Source organism: Deltaproteobacteria bacterium, from assembly GCA_016875225.1.
Classification (GTDB): domain Bacteria; phylum Myxococcota_A; class UBA9160; order SZUA-336; family SZUA-336; genus VGRW01.
On sequence record VGRW01000043.1, the window covers coordinates 15,118 to 28,515 of the forward strand.

Here is a 13,398-nt window from a genome sequence, read left to right on the forward strand (position 1 = left end):
CCTTGATCGCCCGCTACACGCGCCCCGAGATGGAGGCGATCTGGTCCGAGGAGCAGCGCTACGCGCACTGGGTCCGGATCGAGGTCGAGGTCTGTCGCGCGCTGGAGCGGCGCGGCGAGATCCCGCGCGAGGCCTTCGCCGCGATCTCGGCGCGCGCGAAGGTCGACCCGAAGCGCGTCGCCGAGATCGAGGCGCGCGTGCATCACGACGTGAACGCGTTCCTGGACGCGCTCGCGGAGCAGATCGGTCCCGCCGCGCGCTACGTGCACCTGGGCCTGACCTCGTCGGACGTGCTCGACACCTGCCTCGCGCTGCAGATGCGCGACGCGCTCGACTTGTGCCTGGTCGAATGCGATCGCGCGCTCGCGGCGCTCGAGCTCCGGGCGCTCGAGCACAAGCGCACGGTCTGCGTCGGGCGCACGCACGGGATCTTCGCCGAGCCGACCACGTTCGGGCTGAAGCTCCTGAAGGCCTGGGACGAGCTGCGCCGCAACCGCGATCGGCTCGCGCGCGCACGCGACGAGGCGGCCGTGGGCAAGCTCTCCGGCGCGGTCGGCACGTTCGCGCACCTCGACCCGTCGATCGAAGAGGAGGTGCTCGCCGGCCTCGGCCTGCGACCGGCCGCGATCTCGACCCAGGTCACGCCGCGGGATCGGCACGCCGAGGTCATGTGCACGCTCGCGCTCGTCGCTGCTTCGATCGAGGCGTTCTCGGTCGAGGTGCGCCACCTCGCGCGCAGCGAGGTCGGCGAGGTGATGGAGTTCTTCGGCAGCGAGCAGAAGGGCAGCTCGGCGATGCCCCACAAGCGAAATCCCTGGCGCTTCGAGACCCTCACGGGTCTGGCGCGGGTGATCCGCGGCTACGCGGTGTCGTCGCTCGAGAACTCGGTTCTCTGGCACGAGCGCGACATCTCGAACAGCTCCGTGGAGCGCATCGTCTGCCCGGACGCGACCACGGCGGTCCACTTCATGCTCCACCGGCTTTCGGCGCTGGTCACGAGCCTCGAGGTCCGTCCCGAGCGGATGCGCGCGAACCTCGACTCGGCGCGCGGGCTGGTCTACTCGCAGACGGTGCTGCTGGCACTCGCGCGCCACGGCATCTCGCGCCAGGAGGCCTACCGGCTGGTGCAGCGCCACGCGATGGCGACCTGGGACGAGGGCGGGCATCTCCACGATCGGCTCGCGGCGGACGCCGAGCTCGGCAAGGTTCTCGACCCCGACGAGCTCGCCGAGTGCTTCGATCTGGAGCGGCACCTGCGCAGCGTCGATCGAATCTTCGAGCGCGTGCTCGGTGCGCGGGTGCAGGAGGCGTGATGAAGGTGCGCGTGCTGGTGAGCCTGAAGCCGGGCGTTCTCGACGCGCAGGGCCGCGCGATCGAGCACGCGCTCCGCGATCTCGGCTACGCGCAGGTCTCGGGCGTGCGCACCGGAAAGCAGGTCGTGCTCGACATCGATAGCCGAGATCCCGAGGCGGCCCGCGCGCTCGCGCGCGAGCTCTGCGAGAAGCTGCTCGCGAATCCCGTGATCGAGCAGTACGAGATCCTGATTTGAGTCGGCCCGCCCGCGTCGGCGTGTTGGTCTTTCCCGGGTCGCTCGACGACCGGGATCTGGCGCGCGGCCTGTCGCTCTGCGGCGCCGACGTGCAGATGATCTGGCACAAGGACGCGCGGCTGCCCGAGCTCGACGGGATCGGCGTGCCCGGCGGGTTCTCCTACGGCGACTACCTGCGCTGCGGAGCGATGGCCCGCTTCTCGCCGGTGATGCGCGCGCTGCTCGAGTTCGCGAGCGGCGGGCGGCCCGTGCTCGGCATCTGCAACGGCTTCCAGATCCTGTGCGAGGCGCGGCTGCTGCCCGGAGCGCTGGTGCGAAACGCGGAGCTCCGGTACGTCTGCCAGGACGTGCGCATCGCCGTCGACGACCCGGGGCAGATGCGCTCCGAGCTCGCGCCCGGCCGCGAGCTTGTGATGCCGGTGAAGCACGGGGAGGGCGCGTACGTCCCCGATCCCGAGCACAAGCCGCGCGTCGCGTTCCGCTACGTCGGCGGAAATCCCAACGGCTCGACCGACGACATCGCGGGCGTCGTGAACGACGCCGGAAACGTGCTCGGCCTGATGCCGCACCCCGAGCACGCCGTCGATCCGCTGCTCGGCTCGACCGACGGCGCGCGGCTGCTGCGCTCGTTCCTCTCCGCCTGCACCGCGACGCGAGACGCGCGATGAAGGATCCCGAGGTCACCGAGCAGCTCGCGCGCGATCACGGCCTCTCGGATCACGAGGCGAAGCTCATGATCGAGATCCTCGGCCGCGTGCCGACCTACCCGGAGCTCGGGATCTTCTCGGTGATGTGGTCCGAGCACTGCTCGTACAAGTCGAGCAAGAAGCTGCTCCAGACGCTGCCGACGACGGGCGCGTGCGTGATCCAGGGGCCGGGCGAGAACGCCGGGGTCGTGGACATAGGCTTCGGGAACGTCTGCGTGTTCAAGATCGAGAGCCACAACCACCCCTCCTACGTCGAGCCGCACGCGGGAGCGGCGACGGGCGTCGGCGGAATCCTGCGCGACATCTTCACCATGGGCGCGCGGCCGCTCGCCTCGCTCGACTCGCTCCGCTTCGGGCCGCTCGACGATCCGCAGCAGCGCTACCTGGTGCGCGGCGTGGTCGCGGGCGTGGGCTCGTACGGAAACTGCTTCGGCTGCGCGACCGTCGGCGGCGAGGTCACCTTCCATCCGCGCTACCGCCGGAACATCCTGGTGAACGCGATGAACATCGGCATCGCGCGCGCCGACGCGATCTTCCTGGCCAAGGCCGCGGGCGTGGGAAACCCGGTGATCTACGTCGGCTCGAAGACCGGCCGGGACGGAATCCACGGTGCGAGCCTGCTCGCCTCGTCGGAGTTCGACGAGCACACCGAAGAGATGCGGCCGACCGTGCAGATGGGCGACCCGTTCACCGAGAAGCTCCTGCTCGAGGCGTGCCTCGAGGCGATGCAGACCGGCGCGATCGTCGGCATCCAGGACATGGGCGCGGCGGGGCTCACCTGCTCTTCGTTCGAGATGGCCTCGCGGTCCGGAACCGGAATCGAGATGGACCTCGACCGCGTGCCGCAGCGCGAGTCGGAGATGACGCCCTACGAGCTCCTGCTCTCGGAGTCGCAGGAGCGGATGCTGCTGGTCGCCGAGGCCGGTCGCGAGCGCGAGATCCTCGACGTCTTCGCGAAGTGGGATCTCGACGCCGCGCTCGTCGGCCGCGTGACGGACGACGGCCGCATGCGGGTGCGCTGGCACGGTCGGACCGTGGTCGACATCCCGGTCGATCCGATCGCGGCGAGCTCGCCCGTCTACGAGCGCCCACGGTCGCGGCCGGCGGACTTCGAGGCGCGCCAGCGTCTCGACCTCGCCGCGCTTCCGGTCGAGCGCGATCCATCGGGAGCGCTGCTCGCGCTTCTCGCCTCGCCCAATCTCTGTTCGCGCGAGTGGGTGTACCGGCAGTACGACCAGCTCGTGCAGTCGTCGACGGTACTCCGGCCCGGCGGAGACGCTGCGGTCGTGCGCGTGCCCGAGACCGAGCGCGGGCTCGCCGCGAAGACCGACTGCAATCCGCGCTACTGCGCACAGGATCCGTATCTCGGCGCGATGCACGCGGTGGCCGAGGCGTCGCGAAACGTGGCGGTGACGGGCGCGCGACCGCTCGCGGCCACCAACTGCCTGAACTTCGGCAGCCCCGAGCGCCCGGAGTGCATGTGGGAGTTCGCCGAGGCCGTGCGCGGGATGGGCGAGGCGTGCCGCGCGCTCGGCGTGCCGATCGTCTCGGGCAACGTGAGCTTCTACAACGAGACGGCGGGCGAGGGCGCGATTCCGCCCACGCCCACGGTCGGCGTGATCGGGCTGCTCGACGACGTCGCGCGCGCGGTGCCCGCGGCGTTCCGCGCGGAGGGCGACGTCGTGCTGCTCTTCGGCGAGACGCGCGCCGAGCTCGGCGCGAGCGAGTACCTGGCCGTGCGCCACGGTCTGGAGTGCGGCGCGCCGCCTGCGCTCGATCTCGCGGCCGAGAAGCGCCTGCACGAGCTTCTGGTCGAGGCCGCGGCCGCAGGCCTGCTTCGCTCCGCGCACGACTGCGCCGAGGGCGGGGCCGCGATCGCGCTGGCCGAGTGCGCGATCCGCTCGGGCCTGGGCGTGGTGGCCGAGCTGGCCGAGCAGGGCGGCCGTCCGGAGCTCGTGCTCTTCAGCGAGTCGGCCAGCCGAGCGATCGCGTCCTGCGCTCCGGCCGACGCGGAAGCGCTGCTCGCGCTCGCGCGCGCGCGTGAGGTTGCTGCGGCTCGAATCGGCCGCGTCGGCGGCGACCGGATCCGGATCGCCCCCGGGGTCGACGTCTCCCTCGCCGAGGCGCACGATGTGTGGAGCCGCACGCTCCCGGAGGCCCTGGGATGAGCGAGATCCGCCGCGACGCTCTCGACCGCTTCCGGGAGGAGTGCGGCGTGATGGGGATCGCGGGCCATCCCGAGGCGGCGAACCTGGCGTATCTCGGCCTCTACGCGCTCCAGCACCGCGGCCAGGAGTCGGCCGGCATCGTCACTCGCGACGGCGGCGAGAGCCACCTGCACAAGGGCATGGGCCTGGTCGCGGAGATCTTCTCGCAGGACGAGCTCTCGAAGCTTCCGGGCCGGATCGCGATCGGCCACGTGCGCTACTCGACCGCCGGCTCGAGCAACCTGCGCGACGCGCAGCCGTTCCTGGCCAACATGGGCCGCTCGGTCGTGGCGATCGCGCACAACGGTAATCTCACCAACGCCCGCGCGATCCGCAGCGAGCTCGAAGGCCACGGCTCGATCTTCCAGAGCACGATGGACTCGGAGGTCTTCGTGCACCTGTTCGCGCGCGCGCGCGGAACGCTCGAGGAGCGGCTCGGCGACATGTGCTCGCGCGTTCGCGGCGCGTGGTCGGCGGTGTTCCTGATCGACGACGTGCTGGTCGCGGCGCGCGATCCGCACGGCTTCCGGCCGCTCTCGCTCGGCCGGCTCGGTGCGGCCTGGGTGGTGGCGAGCGAGACCTGCGCCTTCGACCTGATCGGCGCGGTGTACGAGCGCGACGTCGAGCCGGGCGAGATCGTGATCATCCGGCGCGGGCGGCTGCGCTCGGTCCAGACGCTTCCGCGGGCTCCGGAGAAGCTCTGCGTCTTCGAGCACATCTACTTCGCGCGGCCCGACTCGCTGGTCTTCGGCGCGAACGTCTACCAGACGCGCAAGCAGCTCGGCCGCGAGCTCGCGCGCGAGAGCCCGGTGCCCGCGGACATGGTCGTTCCCGTGCTCGACTCGGGTACCTCGGCCGCGCTCGGCTTCGCGGAGGCTTCGGGAATTCCCTACGAGAACGCGCTGATCCGGAACCACTACGTGCGCCGCACGTTCATCGAGCCGGAGCAGTCGATCCGGCTCTTCGGCGTGCGCGTGAAGCACAACCCGATCCGCGAGATGGTCGCCGGAAAGCGCCTGGTCGTGGTCGAGGATTCGATCGTGCGCGGCACGACGCTCTCGAAGCTGGTCACGCTGTTCCGCGCGGCCGGCGCGCGCGAGGTACACGTCCGCGTGTCGTCCCCTCCGACGACCGGCCCCTGCTACTACGGCATCGACACGCCCGATCGCGCGGAGCTGATCGCGGCGAACCACAGCGTCGAGCAGATCCGCGCCATGATCGGCGCAGACAGCCTCGCGTATCTCTCGCTCGAGGCGCTGCGCCGGATCGAGGCGTCGATGAAGCACGGCTTCTGTGACGCGTGCTTCTCGGGCGAGTACGCGATCCCGGTCGAGGAGACCAGTTCCTCCGATACGCAGCTCGCGCTCTTCGAGCCCACCGCGGCCGCGGCGACCGACGCCGATCCGGAGCCGAGCTAGACGAACAGCTCCGGCACGCCCACGCTCCAGAGCGAGGCGATCACCCAGCCGACGCCCACCAGGATCAGCCGTGGCGAGCGGAGCAGAAGCTCGATCGGCGACTCGCCCTCGTCGTGGACCTGAGCGAGCCGCAGGTACTCGAGCACGCCGAAGACGACGAACGGCAGCGATGCGAACTCGCGCCCGCTCACGAGCAGCGGCGCCTCCACCGAGTAGAGCGCGTAGCTGAAGAGCGTGATGCCGGCGACGATCGCCATCGCCTGATCGAGGTAGCTGCGGTTGTAGCCCGCGAGCGAGCGGCGCTGCGACTCACCCGGTGCCTGGAGCAGTTCGCCGCGCCGCTTGCCGAGCGCGAGCAGGAGCGCGAGCGCGGAGGAGCAGAGCAGCAGCCAGTTCGACGGCGCGACGCCGACGAGCACGCAGCCGAGCACGACGCGGAGCACGAACCCGGCCGAGAGCAGGAACGCGTCGACCAGCGGCACGTGCTTGGCGCCCAGCGAGTAGACGGCATTCTGGGCGACGTAGAGTCCGAAGATCGCAAGCGTCCAGGGCTGGTCCGAGAGCCCGCCGAGCACGAGTCCCGCCGCGAGCCAGACGAACGCGGCGCTGGTCGCCCACGGCGCCGGAAGGCGGCCCGACGCGACGGGACGGGTTCGCTTGCGAGGGTTCGCGCGGTCGACCTCGGCGTCGATCACGTCGTTGACCGCGTAGACCGCGGAGCTCACCAGGCACATTCCCGCGATCCCGAGCAGAAGCCGGCCGATCCCGAGCGACGCGCCGCCGGCGAGCGCGAACGGCAGAGGCATGAGCACGAACACGTTCTTCAGCCAGTCCTTCGGCCGGGCCAGGCGGAGCAGATCGAGCGCCCGACTCACGGCTCGTCTCCGAGCAGCCGCACCGAGAGTGCGCTGCGCAGCCGCGCGTCGGGATCCCACTTCCGCCGTGTCTCGTTCCAGGCGGGCAGCCGGCGCTCCATGCTGCGGAAGTGCTCGGGCCGGGAGAGGGAGTCCTTGGCCAGATAGATGCGCCCGCCGTTTGCCGCGACCTCGTCGTTCAGCCGGTCCACGAGCGCTTGCGTGGCAGCGCCGCGCATCGGCAGGTCGAGGGCGATCGTGACACCGGGAAGCGGGAACGAGAGCAGGCCGCTTGCCTCGGCCCCGAAGTCCTTCACGACCGGGACCGGCGATGCTCCGTCCATCCGCCCGAGGATCTCGAACAGGCGCCGCACGATCTGCGCGTCCGCCGCCGCGGGAACCACACACTGGTACTGCGCGAAGCCGCGTCGCCCGTAGGCGCGGTTCCAGCGGCCGATCACGTCGAGCGGGTGGAAGAACGCTCGCGGGTGCGCGATTCCGCTCCGCGCGCGCTGGTAGAGCCGGTAGTAGGCCGAATTGAACAGGCGGATGCTCCAGGGCGCGATCAGCCCGGAGGGCAGGTCGAACGGCAGCTCGAACGGCGCGCGAAAGACCGGAGCGCGCGCGGGCGCGGCGCCCGGCTCGGCCCAGTCGCCCGTGATCAGGATGCCGCGGCCGAGCGCGCGGCCGCGTGCGGTCGTGTCGCTCCACGCAAGTGTGTAGGGCGAGTGCCGGCCCGCCTCGCGCAGGCCCGAGACGAGCGCGTCGATGTCCGCAAACGCGCGCGTCTCGACGCGCAGCCAGGGCGAGGGAATGCGCCGCAGCGCGACCTCGACCTCGAGGATCGCGCCCGTGAGCCCCATTCCGCCCTGGGTCGCGCGGAACAGCTCGGGCTCGCGGGTCGCGGAGATCTCGAGCACCCGACCATCGGGCACGCGCATGCGAAGCCCGCGCACGTGGCGCCCGAACGTGCCCTCGGCGTGGTGGTTCTTGCCGTGCACGTCGCAGGCGACCATTCCGCCCAGCGTGACGTACTGCGTGCCCGGCACGACCGGCGGCGCGAAGCCGCGCGGCAGAAAGATCCGGTTCAGCTCCGCGAGCGAGAAGCCTGCCTCGGCGCGCAGGACGCCGGTCACCGCATCGAACGAGATCAGCCGATCCGCGCGCGACGTAGAGACCACGTGCGCGCCGCTCCGCGCCGGAAGCGACGCGTCGCCGTAGGAGCGGCCGAGCCCGCGAAACAGAACGCCCTCGCGGCTCGCGCGCTCGAGATCCTCGTCGCGCGTCTCGCGCGCTTCGATTCGCGGGTGGCCCCCCCATCCGGAGATCTCGCTCACGAGCCCTCCTTCCCCGTGCGCGCGAGCGGGGTTCGGTTCGTGGACCATCAGAACGACACGCGCCGCAGCACCGGGCGGGGCAGGGCCCGCACGGCGGCCATCACGCCGCGCCAGATCGGCGGCGCGTAGACCACGCGCCGACCGCGCTCGATCCCGCGCAGCGCCGCGGTCGCGACCCGCTCCGGCGTGGCGGCGAAGGGCGGTGCCCGGAGCCCCTCCGTCATCGCGGTGTGCACGAAGCCGGGCTTCACGGTGACGACGCGCAACCCGCTGGAGCCAAAGCGCAGCTCGAGACCGTCCAGATAGTGAGAGAGGCCCGCCTTCGCCGCGCCGTACAGGGCGACCGGCTTTCGCGCGCGATCGCCGGCGACCGACGAGAACACGCAGAGCGTGCCGCCTCCGCGCGCGAGCAGTCGGACCCGGGCCTGCTCGCAGAACAGGATCGTCTTGGTGAAGTCGAGGTCCAAGACGAGCCGACACAGATCCGGGTCGGCCTCGAGCTGCTCCTGCGTGCCGAACGCCCCTGCGGTCACGACCACGAGATCGAGGCCGCCGAGCGCCAGCTCGGCCGCTTCGAGCGCCGGGCCGAACTCCGCGGGCGAGTCCAGATCGCAGCGCACGATCGAGACCGCCGCCGCGCGGCCGCGCGCTTGCAGGTCCGCGGCGCTCCTCGCGAGCTCGGCTTCGTCGCGTCCCAGCAGGCAGAGCCGCGCGCCGCGCTCTGCGAGCGCCCGCGCGAGCGCCCGGCCGATCCCTCGCGTGCCGCCGAGAATCGCCGCGTTCACGGCGTTCGCGTCGCGCCGCAGCGCGGATCTGCGGATCTGCGGCTCGGTTCACGCATCGGTTCGGCTACCTTCGACGCCATGAGCAGCGGCGATATTCCTGCCCTCGAATCGGCCACCGGCTCGCCCCGGGTCGGTACCACATGACCCGTCCTGCGCCAACCCGCGTGCTCAAGGGGCTTCTGGCGGCGGGGCTCGTCTTCGTGCTTCTCGAGGGGGTCGCGAGCCTGGCCTTCTTCGTCTGGTCGGTCCGGATGAGCTACTGGCGGCCGCTGCCCGAGCGCAGCCACACCGTCTACGATCCCGAGCTCGGCTGGGCGAGTCGCAAGGGAAGCGTCGCCCGGGACGTGTTCGGACCCGGGCTCGACGTGAGCACGAACGCGCGCGGCTTCCGCAACGCGTCCGAGTTCCAGGCTTCGGTTGCGCCCGACAAGACGCGCGTGGTCGCGCTCGGCGATTCGTTCACGCTCGGCTACGGCGTAGGGGACGCGGACTCGTGGCCGGCCTCTCTCGAGCGGCTCTGCCCGCGGCTCGAGGTGCCCAACATGGGTCAATCGGGCTACGGGATCGACCAGAGCTACCTGTGGTATCTGCGCGACGGCCGCGTGATCGATCAGGACGTGCTCGTGCTCGCGTTCATCGACGACGATCTGCTGCGCGTGCGGCACGACGACATGTTGGGCTACGGAAAGCCCGTGCTCCGCCTGATCGACGGCGAGCTGGTCGCGACGAACGTGCCGGTTCCGCGCGCGCCGTATCTGCTGCCGGTGCTGACCCAGAATCTCGCGCTGCTCGAACGGCTGCGGCTGGTCGAGCTCCCGCGCGCGCTGGTCGCGCGCTTCGCGCCCCGCCCGGTGCCCGGCGAGACGATGAGTGAAGCGGAGGCGCAGCAGGTCGACGAGGCGATCTTCCGCGCGCTCGCGCGCGACGCCGCCGAACGCGACGCGCGGCTCCTGCTGGTGCATCTGCCGCATCTGGCCCAGGGCCGTCCCGACCGGATCGCCGAGCTCCCTGCGCTCGGGGTCGCCGCGCTCGAGCGCGTGCGGCAGCAGGCGGTCGTCGGCGTCATGGAACACGAGCAGCTCGCCGGTCGCCCGCGCGAGCCCGGCGTTTCGCGCCAGGCACGCGCCGAGGTTCGCCTGTCGGATCAGCTCCACGCCGGGCGTGCTCGCGGCGATCTCCGCCGAGTCGTCCGTCGATCCGTCGTCGACGACGATCACCTGCTCGGGCGGACGCGTCTGAGCGCGAACGCTCTCGAGCGACTCGCGCAGGAAGCGAGCGCCGTTGTAGCAGGGTATGACGACGGAGACCCTCACGAGCTCCCGCGGCCTCCTCTCTCGGAGCCCGGCTCCCGCCACAGCTCCCAGGGAGCTTCGCCGGAGGCGAACAGGTCCTCGAGCCTCTGCTGGTCCTTGAAGGTGTCCATGCAGGTCCAGAAGCCCGGGTGCTTGCAGGCGACCAGCTGCTCCGCGTCGATCAGGCGCTGGAACGGCTCGTGGACCAGCTCCTCACCGGGACGGATGTAGTCGAAGACGTCGCGGCGGAACATGAAGTAGCCGCCGTTGATCCGGATCCCCGAGGAGCCGAGGTCGGTGATGCTCGAGACCAGGTCGTTCTCGCGCGTCGAGACCACGTGGGAGGCGTGTGTCGGCCGCACCAGCGCGAACGCACCGGTCTTGCCGCTCTCGAGGAAGCGCTGGCTGAACCGGTCCAGCGGCAGATCGGACAGGCCGTCCGAGTAGTTGGCGAAGAAGAACTCCTCGCCCTCCAGGTGCTTGCGAACGGCGCGCAGCCTCTGCCCGATCGACGCGGTGAGTCCGGTGTCGCAGAACGTGATGCGCCAGTTCTCGATGTCGCGGTGCAGGAGCTCGATCCGGGTCTCGCCCCCTGACAAGACGAAGTCGTTCGAGATGCACTCGTCGTACTCGAGGAAGAACTGCTTGATCGCATCCGCCTTGTAGCCGAGGCAGAGGATGAAGTCGGTGTGGCCGTAGTGGGCGTAGTACTTCATCACGTGCCAGAGCACCGGCCGATAGCCGATCGAGACCAGCGGCTTGGGCACGTTCTCGGCCAGGCCCCGGAGCCGCAAACCCAGTCCACCGCAGAAGAGAACCACCTTCATTCGAGTTCACCCGTCGACTGGCCGGAGCAAGTCGGTTGTGCACAGCGCGCTCGCGGCCTCGTGGATCGTCGCGAACGGAAGTCGCGAGCGCTCCGCGATGTCGAGCAGGCTGTGCTGTCCATCCGAGAGATTCAGCACCCAGGCCATCGCGCGGCCGAGGCTGCTCGCGAGCGGGCCCGAGCCGAGCAGGCCCCGCCGGCCGAGCTGTGGCTCGCCCTTTGCCGCGAGATTTCGGTAGCACCGATCGCGCTCGAGCACGCCGAGCGCCGCGAGCACAGCCGCGAGCGAATCCTCGAGCGCACGAGGCGTGACGAATTCGAGGTCGTCGGCAGACGTGTGGTACTCGGGGAACTCGCCGTGCGGCGTGCGCATCAGGCAGCCCACCGGCAGGTCGAACCCGGGCGAGCAGAACTGGCGCTCGTCGTAGCCGAGCGGCTCGAAGTCGCGAATCTCGTGCGGTCCGCGCTGCGCGAGAACGTGGGCGAAGGCGCGGTCGATCGGCGCATTGCCGCGCCGGCTCCGCTTGTAGGTGATCGGGCCGGAATCCCCGACCAGCGTCACCACGAGCCCGTGGCGGATCCGCCCGAGGTCGCTCTCGTTCCGCGCGAGCCAGCAGATCGCGCCGATCGTCACGGGCGCGAAGAGCAGGCGATAGGTGAATCGGTGCGTGACTCCGGCCAGATGGCGTCCGAGCAGGGAGAGAAGGGCGAGGCCGGAGAGATTGTCGTTGCAGAGCGACGGGTGACAGACATGACTCGAGAGCAGAACCTCGTCCGTGGACTCACCTGGAAGGATCACCTCGCCATAGCTCAGGCTTCCGTCCGAAAGCGTCGAGTCGATCACGACCTCGTACTCGCCCGGGAGGAGTGTCGAGAGCAGCCGGTGCGGCAGACAGAAGCCCCAGTCCGGCCGATACACGGAGCTCCGGTAGGGGATCCAGTCCGGATGCTCCGGAAGCGAGTGGAGGTGCGGGTGCAGCTCCTCGAGCGACATCCGCGTGCGAATCGGCTGGCTGTGGCCGACCAGGTGCAGGTTGGACCAGCGCAGGTCGGCGATCGTCCGGCCGGCCGGATCCTTCAGCCAGGCCGCGCGCACGTTCCACTCCTGCGGGACCACCCAGTCGAGCGCTCGCGTCCCGCTCGGCACCTCGACGATCCGCAGCGGCAGGCCGCGCCCGAGGATGCGCAGCGTCTCGCGGACGCCGTCTCCCGTCGTGCTCCGACAGATCGGGTAGAGCTCGCGAATCTGCTCGTGCATCGCCTTTCCCGCGGCGTCGATGCGCAGGCGCTGGACCAGATCGTCGAGCTCGAAGCGACTCACAGGCCGATTCCCTCGTAGCGCGCGATCCGGTCCTTCGGGAGCATGCGGCGGCCGTCGACGAGAAGCAGCCCCGGATTGAGCCGTGAGATCAGCTCCGGCACCGCCTCGAACTCGCTCCAGCGCGTCACCAGCACCGCGGCGTCGCAGTCGATCAGCGCCTGCTCGAGCGATGCGCAGATCTCCAGCTCGTCGCCGAAGAGCGTGCGCGCGTTCGCTGCGGCGGCGGGGTCGTAGCCGCGAAGCCGCGCGCCGCGGGACGTGAGCTCGCGCACGATCGGAATCGCGGGCGACTCGCGCAGGTCGTCGGTGTCGGGGCGGAACGAGAGGCCGAGCACGGAGATGCGCTTGCCGGAGAGACTCGGGAAATGCCGCTCGAGCCTGCGGATCACCTCGAACGGCTGCGCCGCGTTCACGCGCAGCACGGCGTCGAGGAGAGCCATCGGCAGGCCGCGCCGGCGTCCGTCCGCGTGCAGCGCGGCGACGTCCTTGGGCAGACAGCTGCCGCCGAAGCCGCAGCCGGCGAGCAGGAAGGAGAAGATCGGCGCGACGCTGCGGCTTCCGTCGGCGAGCGTGCAGGCGAGGTAGCGGCTCGTGCGCAGGCCGCGGCTCACGTCGACGGTGTCGATCTCGCCGATCGCAGCGCCCAGGTTCGCAAGCTCGTTCGAGAACGAGATCAGCGTCGCGAGCAGCGCGTTCGACGCGTACTTGATCATCTCGGCGGTCGGATCGTTGGTGTGCACCAGCTCCGCGTTCGGGAAGCCCGAGTACAGCTCCGCGAGCGCGGCGCGCGCGTGTTCGTCGAAGGCGCCGATCACGATCCGGTCCGGCTCCATGAAGTCCGAGACGGCTTCTCCCTCGGTCAGGAACTCCGGGTTCATGCCGAGCCCGAAGTCCCGTCCGGCGCGCTTGCCGGACGCGGACTCGAGCGCTGCGCGGATCGCGCCGTCGGTCGTGCCCGGCACCACCGTGCTCTTCACCACGACGGTGTGGCGGCGGGTCTTCTCGCGGAGTGCTGCGCCGAGCTCGAGCGCGGCACGCTCGACCAGGCGCAGGTCGATCTGGCTGCCGTCGAACGGGGTTCCGACCGCGATCAGCGAGAGAT

Annotated in this window: 11 protein-coding genes and 1 pseudogene; 5 read left to right on the forward strand and 7 right to left on the reverse strand. The window is 70.7% G+C overall.

Annotated features, from left to right (window positions below; genetic code table 11):
• The first annotated feature begins 2 nt into the window (after nt 1–2).
• The 5 genes from FJ108_11505 to FJ108_11525 are packed head-to-tail and all read left to right on the forward strand — an operon-like array spanning nt 3 to nt 5,881.
• Complete coding sequence (locus tag FJ108_11505) at nt 3–1,313, forward strand: adenylosuccinate lyase (protein ID MBM4336521.1); 1,311 nt, start codon at nt 3–5, stop codon at nt 1,311–1,313.
• Nucleotides 1,313–1,549: a phosphoribosylformylglycinamidine synthase subunit PurS gene (purS, locus tag FJ108_11510; GenBank protein ID MBM4336522.1), complete on the forward strand. Its 237-nt coding sequence runs from the start codon at nt 1,313–1,315 to the stop codon at nt 1,547–1,549. The genes FJ108_11505 and purS overlap by 1 nt, the downstream gene beginning before the upstream one ends.
• The gene (gene purQ / locus FJ108_11515; protein ID MBM4336523.1) at nt 1,546–2,217 is read left to right on the forward strand and encodes a phosphoribosylformylglycinamidine synthase subunit PurQ; all 672 of its coding nucleotides are present in this window, start codon (nt 1,546–1,548) and stop codon (nt 2,215–2,217) included. The genes purS and purQ overlap by 4 nt, the downstream gene beginning before the upstream one ends.
• Nucleotides 2,214–4,424, forward strand: coding sequence for a phosphoribosylformylglycinamidine synthase subunit PurL (purL, locus tag FJ108_11520; GenBank protein ID MBM4336524.1), 2,211 nt, complete (start codon nt 2,214–2,216; stop codon nt 4,422–4,424). The genes purQ and purL overlap by 4 nt, the downstream gene beginning before the upstream one ends.
• On the forward strand, nt 4,421–5,881 hold the full coding sequence (locus FJ108_11525) for an amidophosphoribosyltransferase (protein MBM4336525.1): 1,461 nt from the start codon (nt 4,421–4,423) through the stop codon (nt 5,879–5,881). Before purL ends, FJ108_11525 begins: the two co-directional genes overlap by 4 nt.
• On the opposite strand, the gene FJ108_11530 is transcribed toward FJ108_11525, so the two are convergent.
• The 7 genes and pseudogenes from FJ108_11530 to FJ108_11560 all read right to left on the reverse strand — a co-directional run.
• A complete protein-coding gene (locus FJ108_11530) occupies nt 5,878–6,756 on the reverse strand; it encodes a decaprenyl-phosphate phosphoribosyltransferase (GenBank protein ID MBM4336526.1) in 879 nt (292 codons plus the stop codon). The two genes, FJ108_11525 and FJ108_11530, sit on opposite strands and share 4 nt — an antisense overlap.
• Nucleotides 6,753–8,120: an FAD-binding oxidoreductase gene (locus FJ108_11535; protein MBM4336527.1), complete on the reverse strand. Its 1,368-nt coding sequence runs from the start codon at nt 8,118–8,120 to the stop codon at nt 6,753–6,755. The genes FJ108_11530 and FJ108_11535 overlap by 4 nt, the downstream gene beginning before the upstream one ends.
• Entirely contained in the window at nt 8,120–8,857 is a 738-nt protein-coding gene (locus tag FJ108_11540) for an SDR family NAD(P)-dependent oxidoreductase (GenBank protein ID MBM4336528.1), read from the reverse strand. The genes FJ108_11535 and FJ108_11540 overlap by 1 nt, the downstream gene beginning before the upstream one ends.
• Nucleotides 8,858–9,879: 1,022 nt before the next feature.
• Nucleotides 9,880–10,221 (reverse strand): annotated as a pseudogene (locus FJ108_11545) (glycosyltransferase family 2 protein).
• Nucleotides 10,167–10,976, reverse strand: coding sequence for a glucose-1-phosphate cytidylyltransferase (locus tag FJ108_11550; GenBank protein ID MBM4336529.1), 810 nt, complete (start codon nt 10,974–10,976; stop codon nt 10,167–10,169). Before FJ108_11550 ends, FJ108_11545 begins: the two are co-directional and overlap by 55 nt.
• Nucleotides 10,977–10,982: 6 nt before the next feature.
• Nucleotides 10,983–12,233, reverse strand: a complete 1,251-nt coding sequence (locus tag FJ108_11555; protein MBM4336530.1) for a DUF4910 domain-containing protein — start codon at nt 12,231–12,233, stop codon at nt 10,983–10,985.
• A 59-nt stretch (nt 12,234–12,292) separates the two neighbouring features.
• Nucleotides 12,293–13,398, reverse strand: a 1,106-nt coding sequence (locus FJ108_11560) for a UDP-glucose/GDP-mannose dehydrogenase family protein (GenBank protein MBM4336531.1), incomplete at its 5' end; no start/stop codon positions are given.

What these genes read in the sequence shown, in the direction of transcription:
- FJ108_11535 (MBM4336527.1), bottom strand. Translation starts at nt 8,120, where the DNA reads ATGGTCCACGAACCGAACCCCGCTCGCGCGCACGGGGAAGGAGGGCTC.
- FJ108_11550 (MBM4336529.1), bottom strand. Translation starts at nt 10,976, where the DNA reads ATGAAGGTGGTTCTCTTCTGCGGTGGACTGGGTTTGCGGCTCCGGGGC.
- FJ108_11555 (MBM4336530.1), bottom strand. Translation starts at nt 12,233, where the DNA reads ATGCACGAGCAGATTCGCGAGCTCTACCCGATCTGTCGGAGCACGACG.
- FJ108_11525 (MBM4336525.1), top strand. Translation starts at nt 4,421, where the DNA reads ATGAGCGAGATCCGCCGCGACGCTCTCGACCGCTTCCGGGAGGAGTGC.
- purS (MBM4336522.1), top strand. Translation starts at nt 1,313, where the DNA reads ATGAAGGTGCGCGTGCTGGTGAGCCTGAAGCCGGGCGTTCTCGACGCG.
- purL (MBM4336524.1), top strand. Translation starts at nt 2,214, where the DNA reads ATGAAGGATCCCGAGGTCACCGAGCAGCTCGCGCGCGATCACGGCCTC.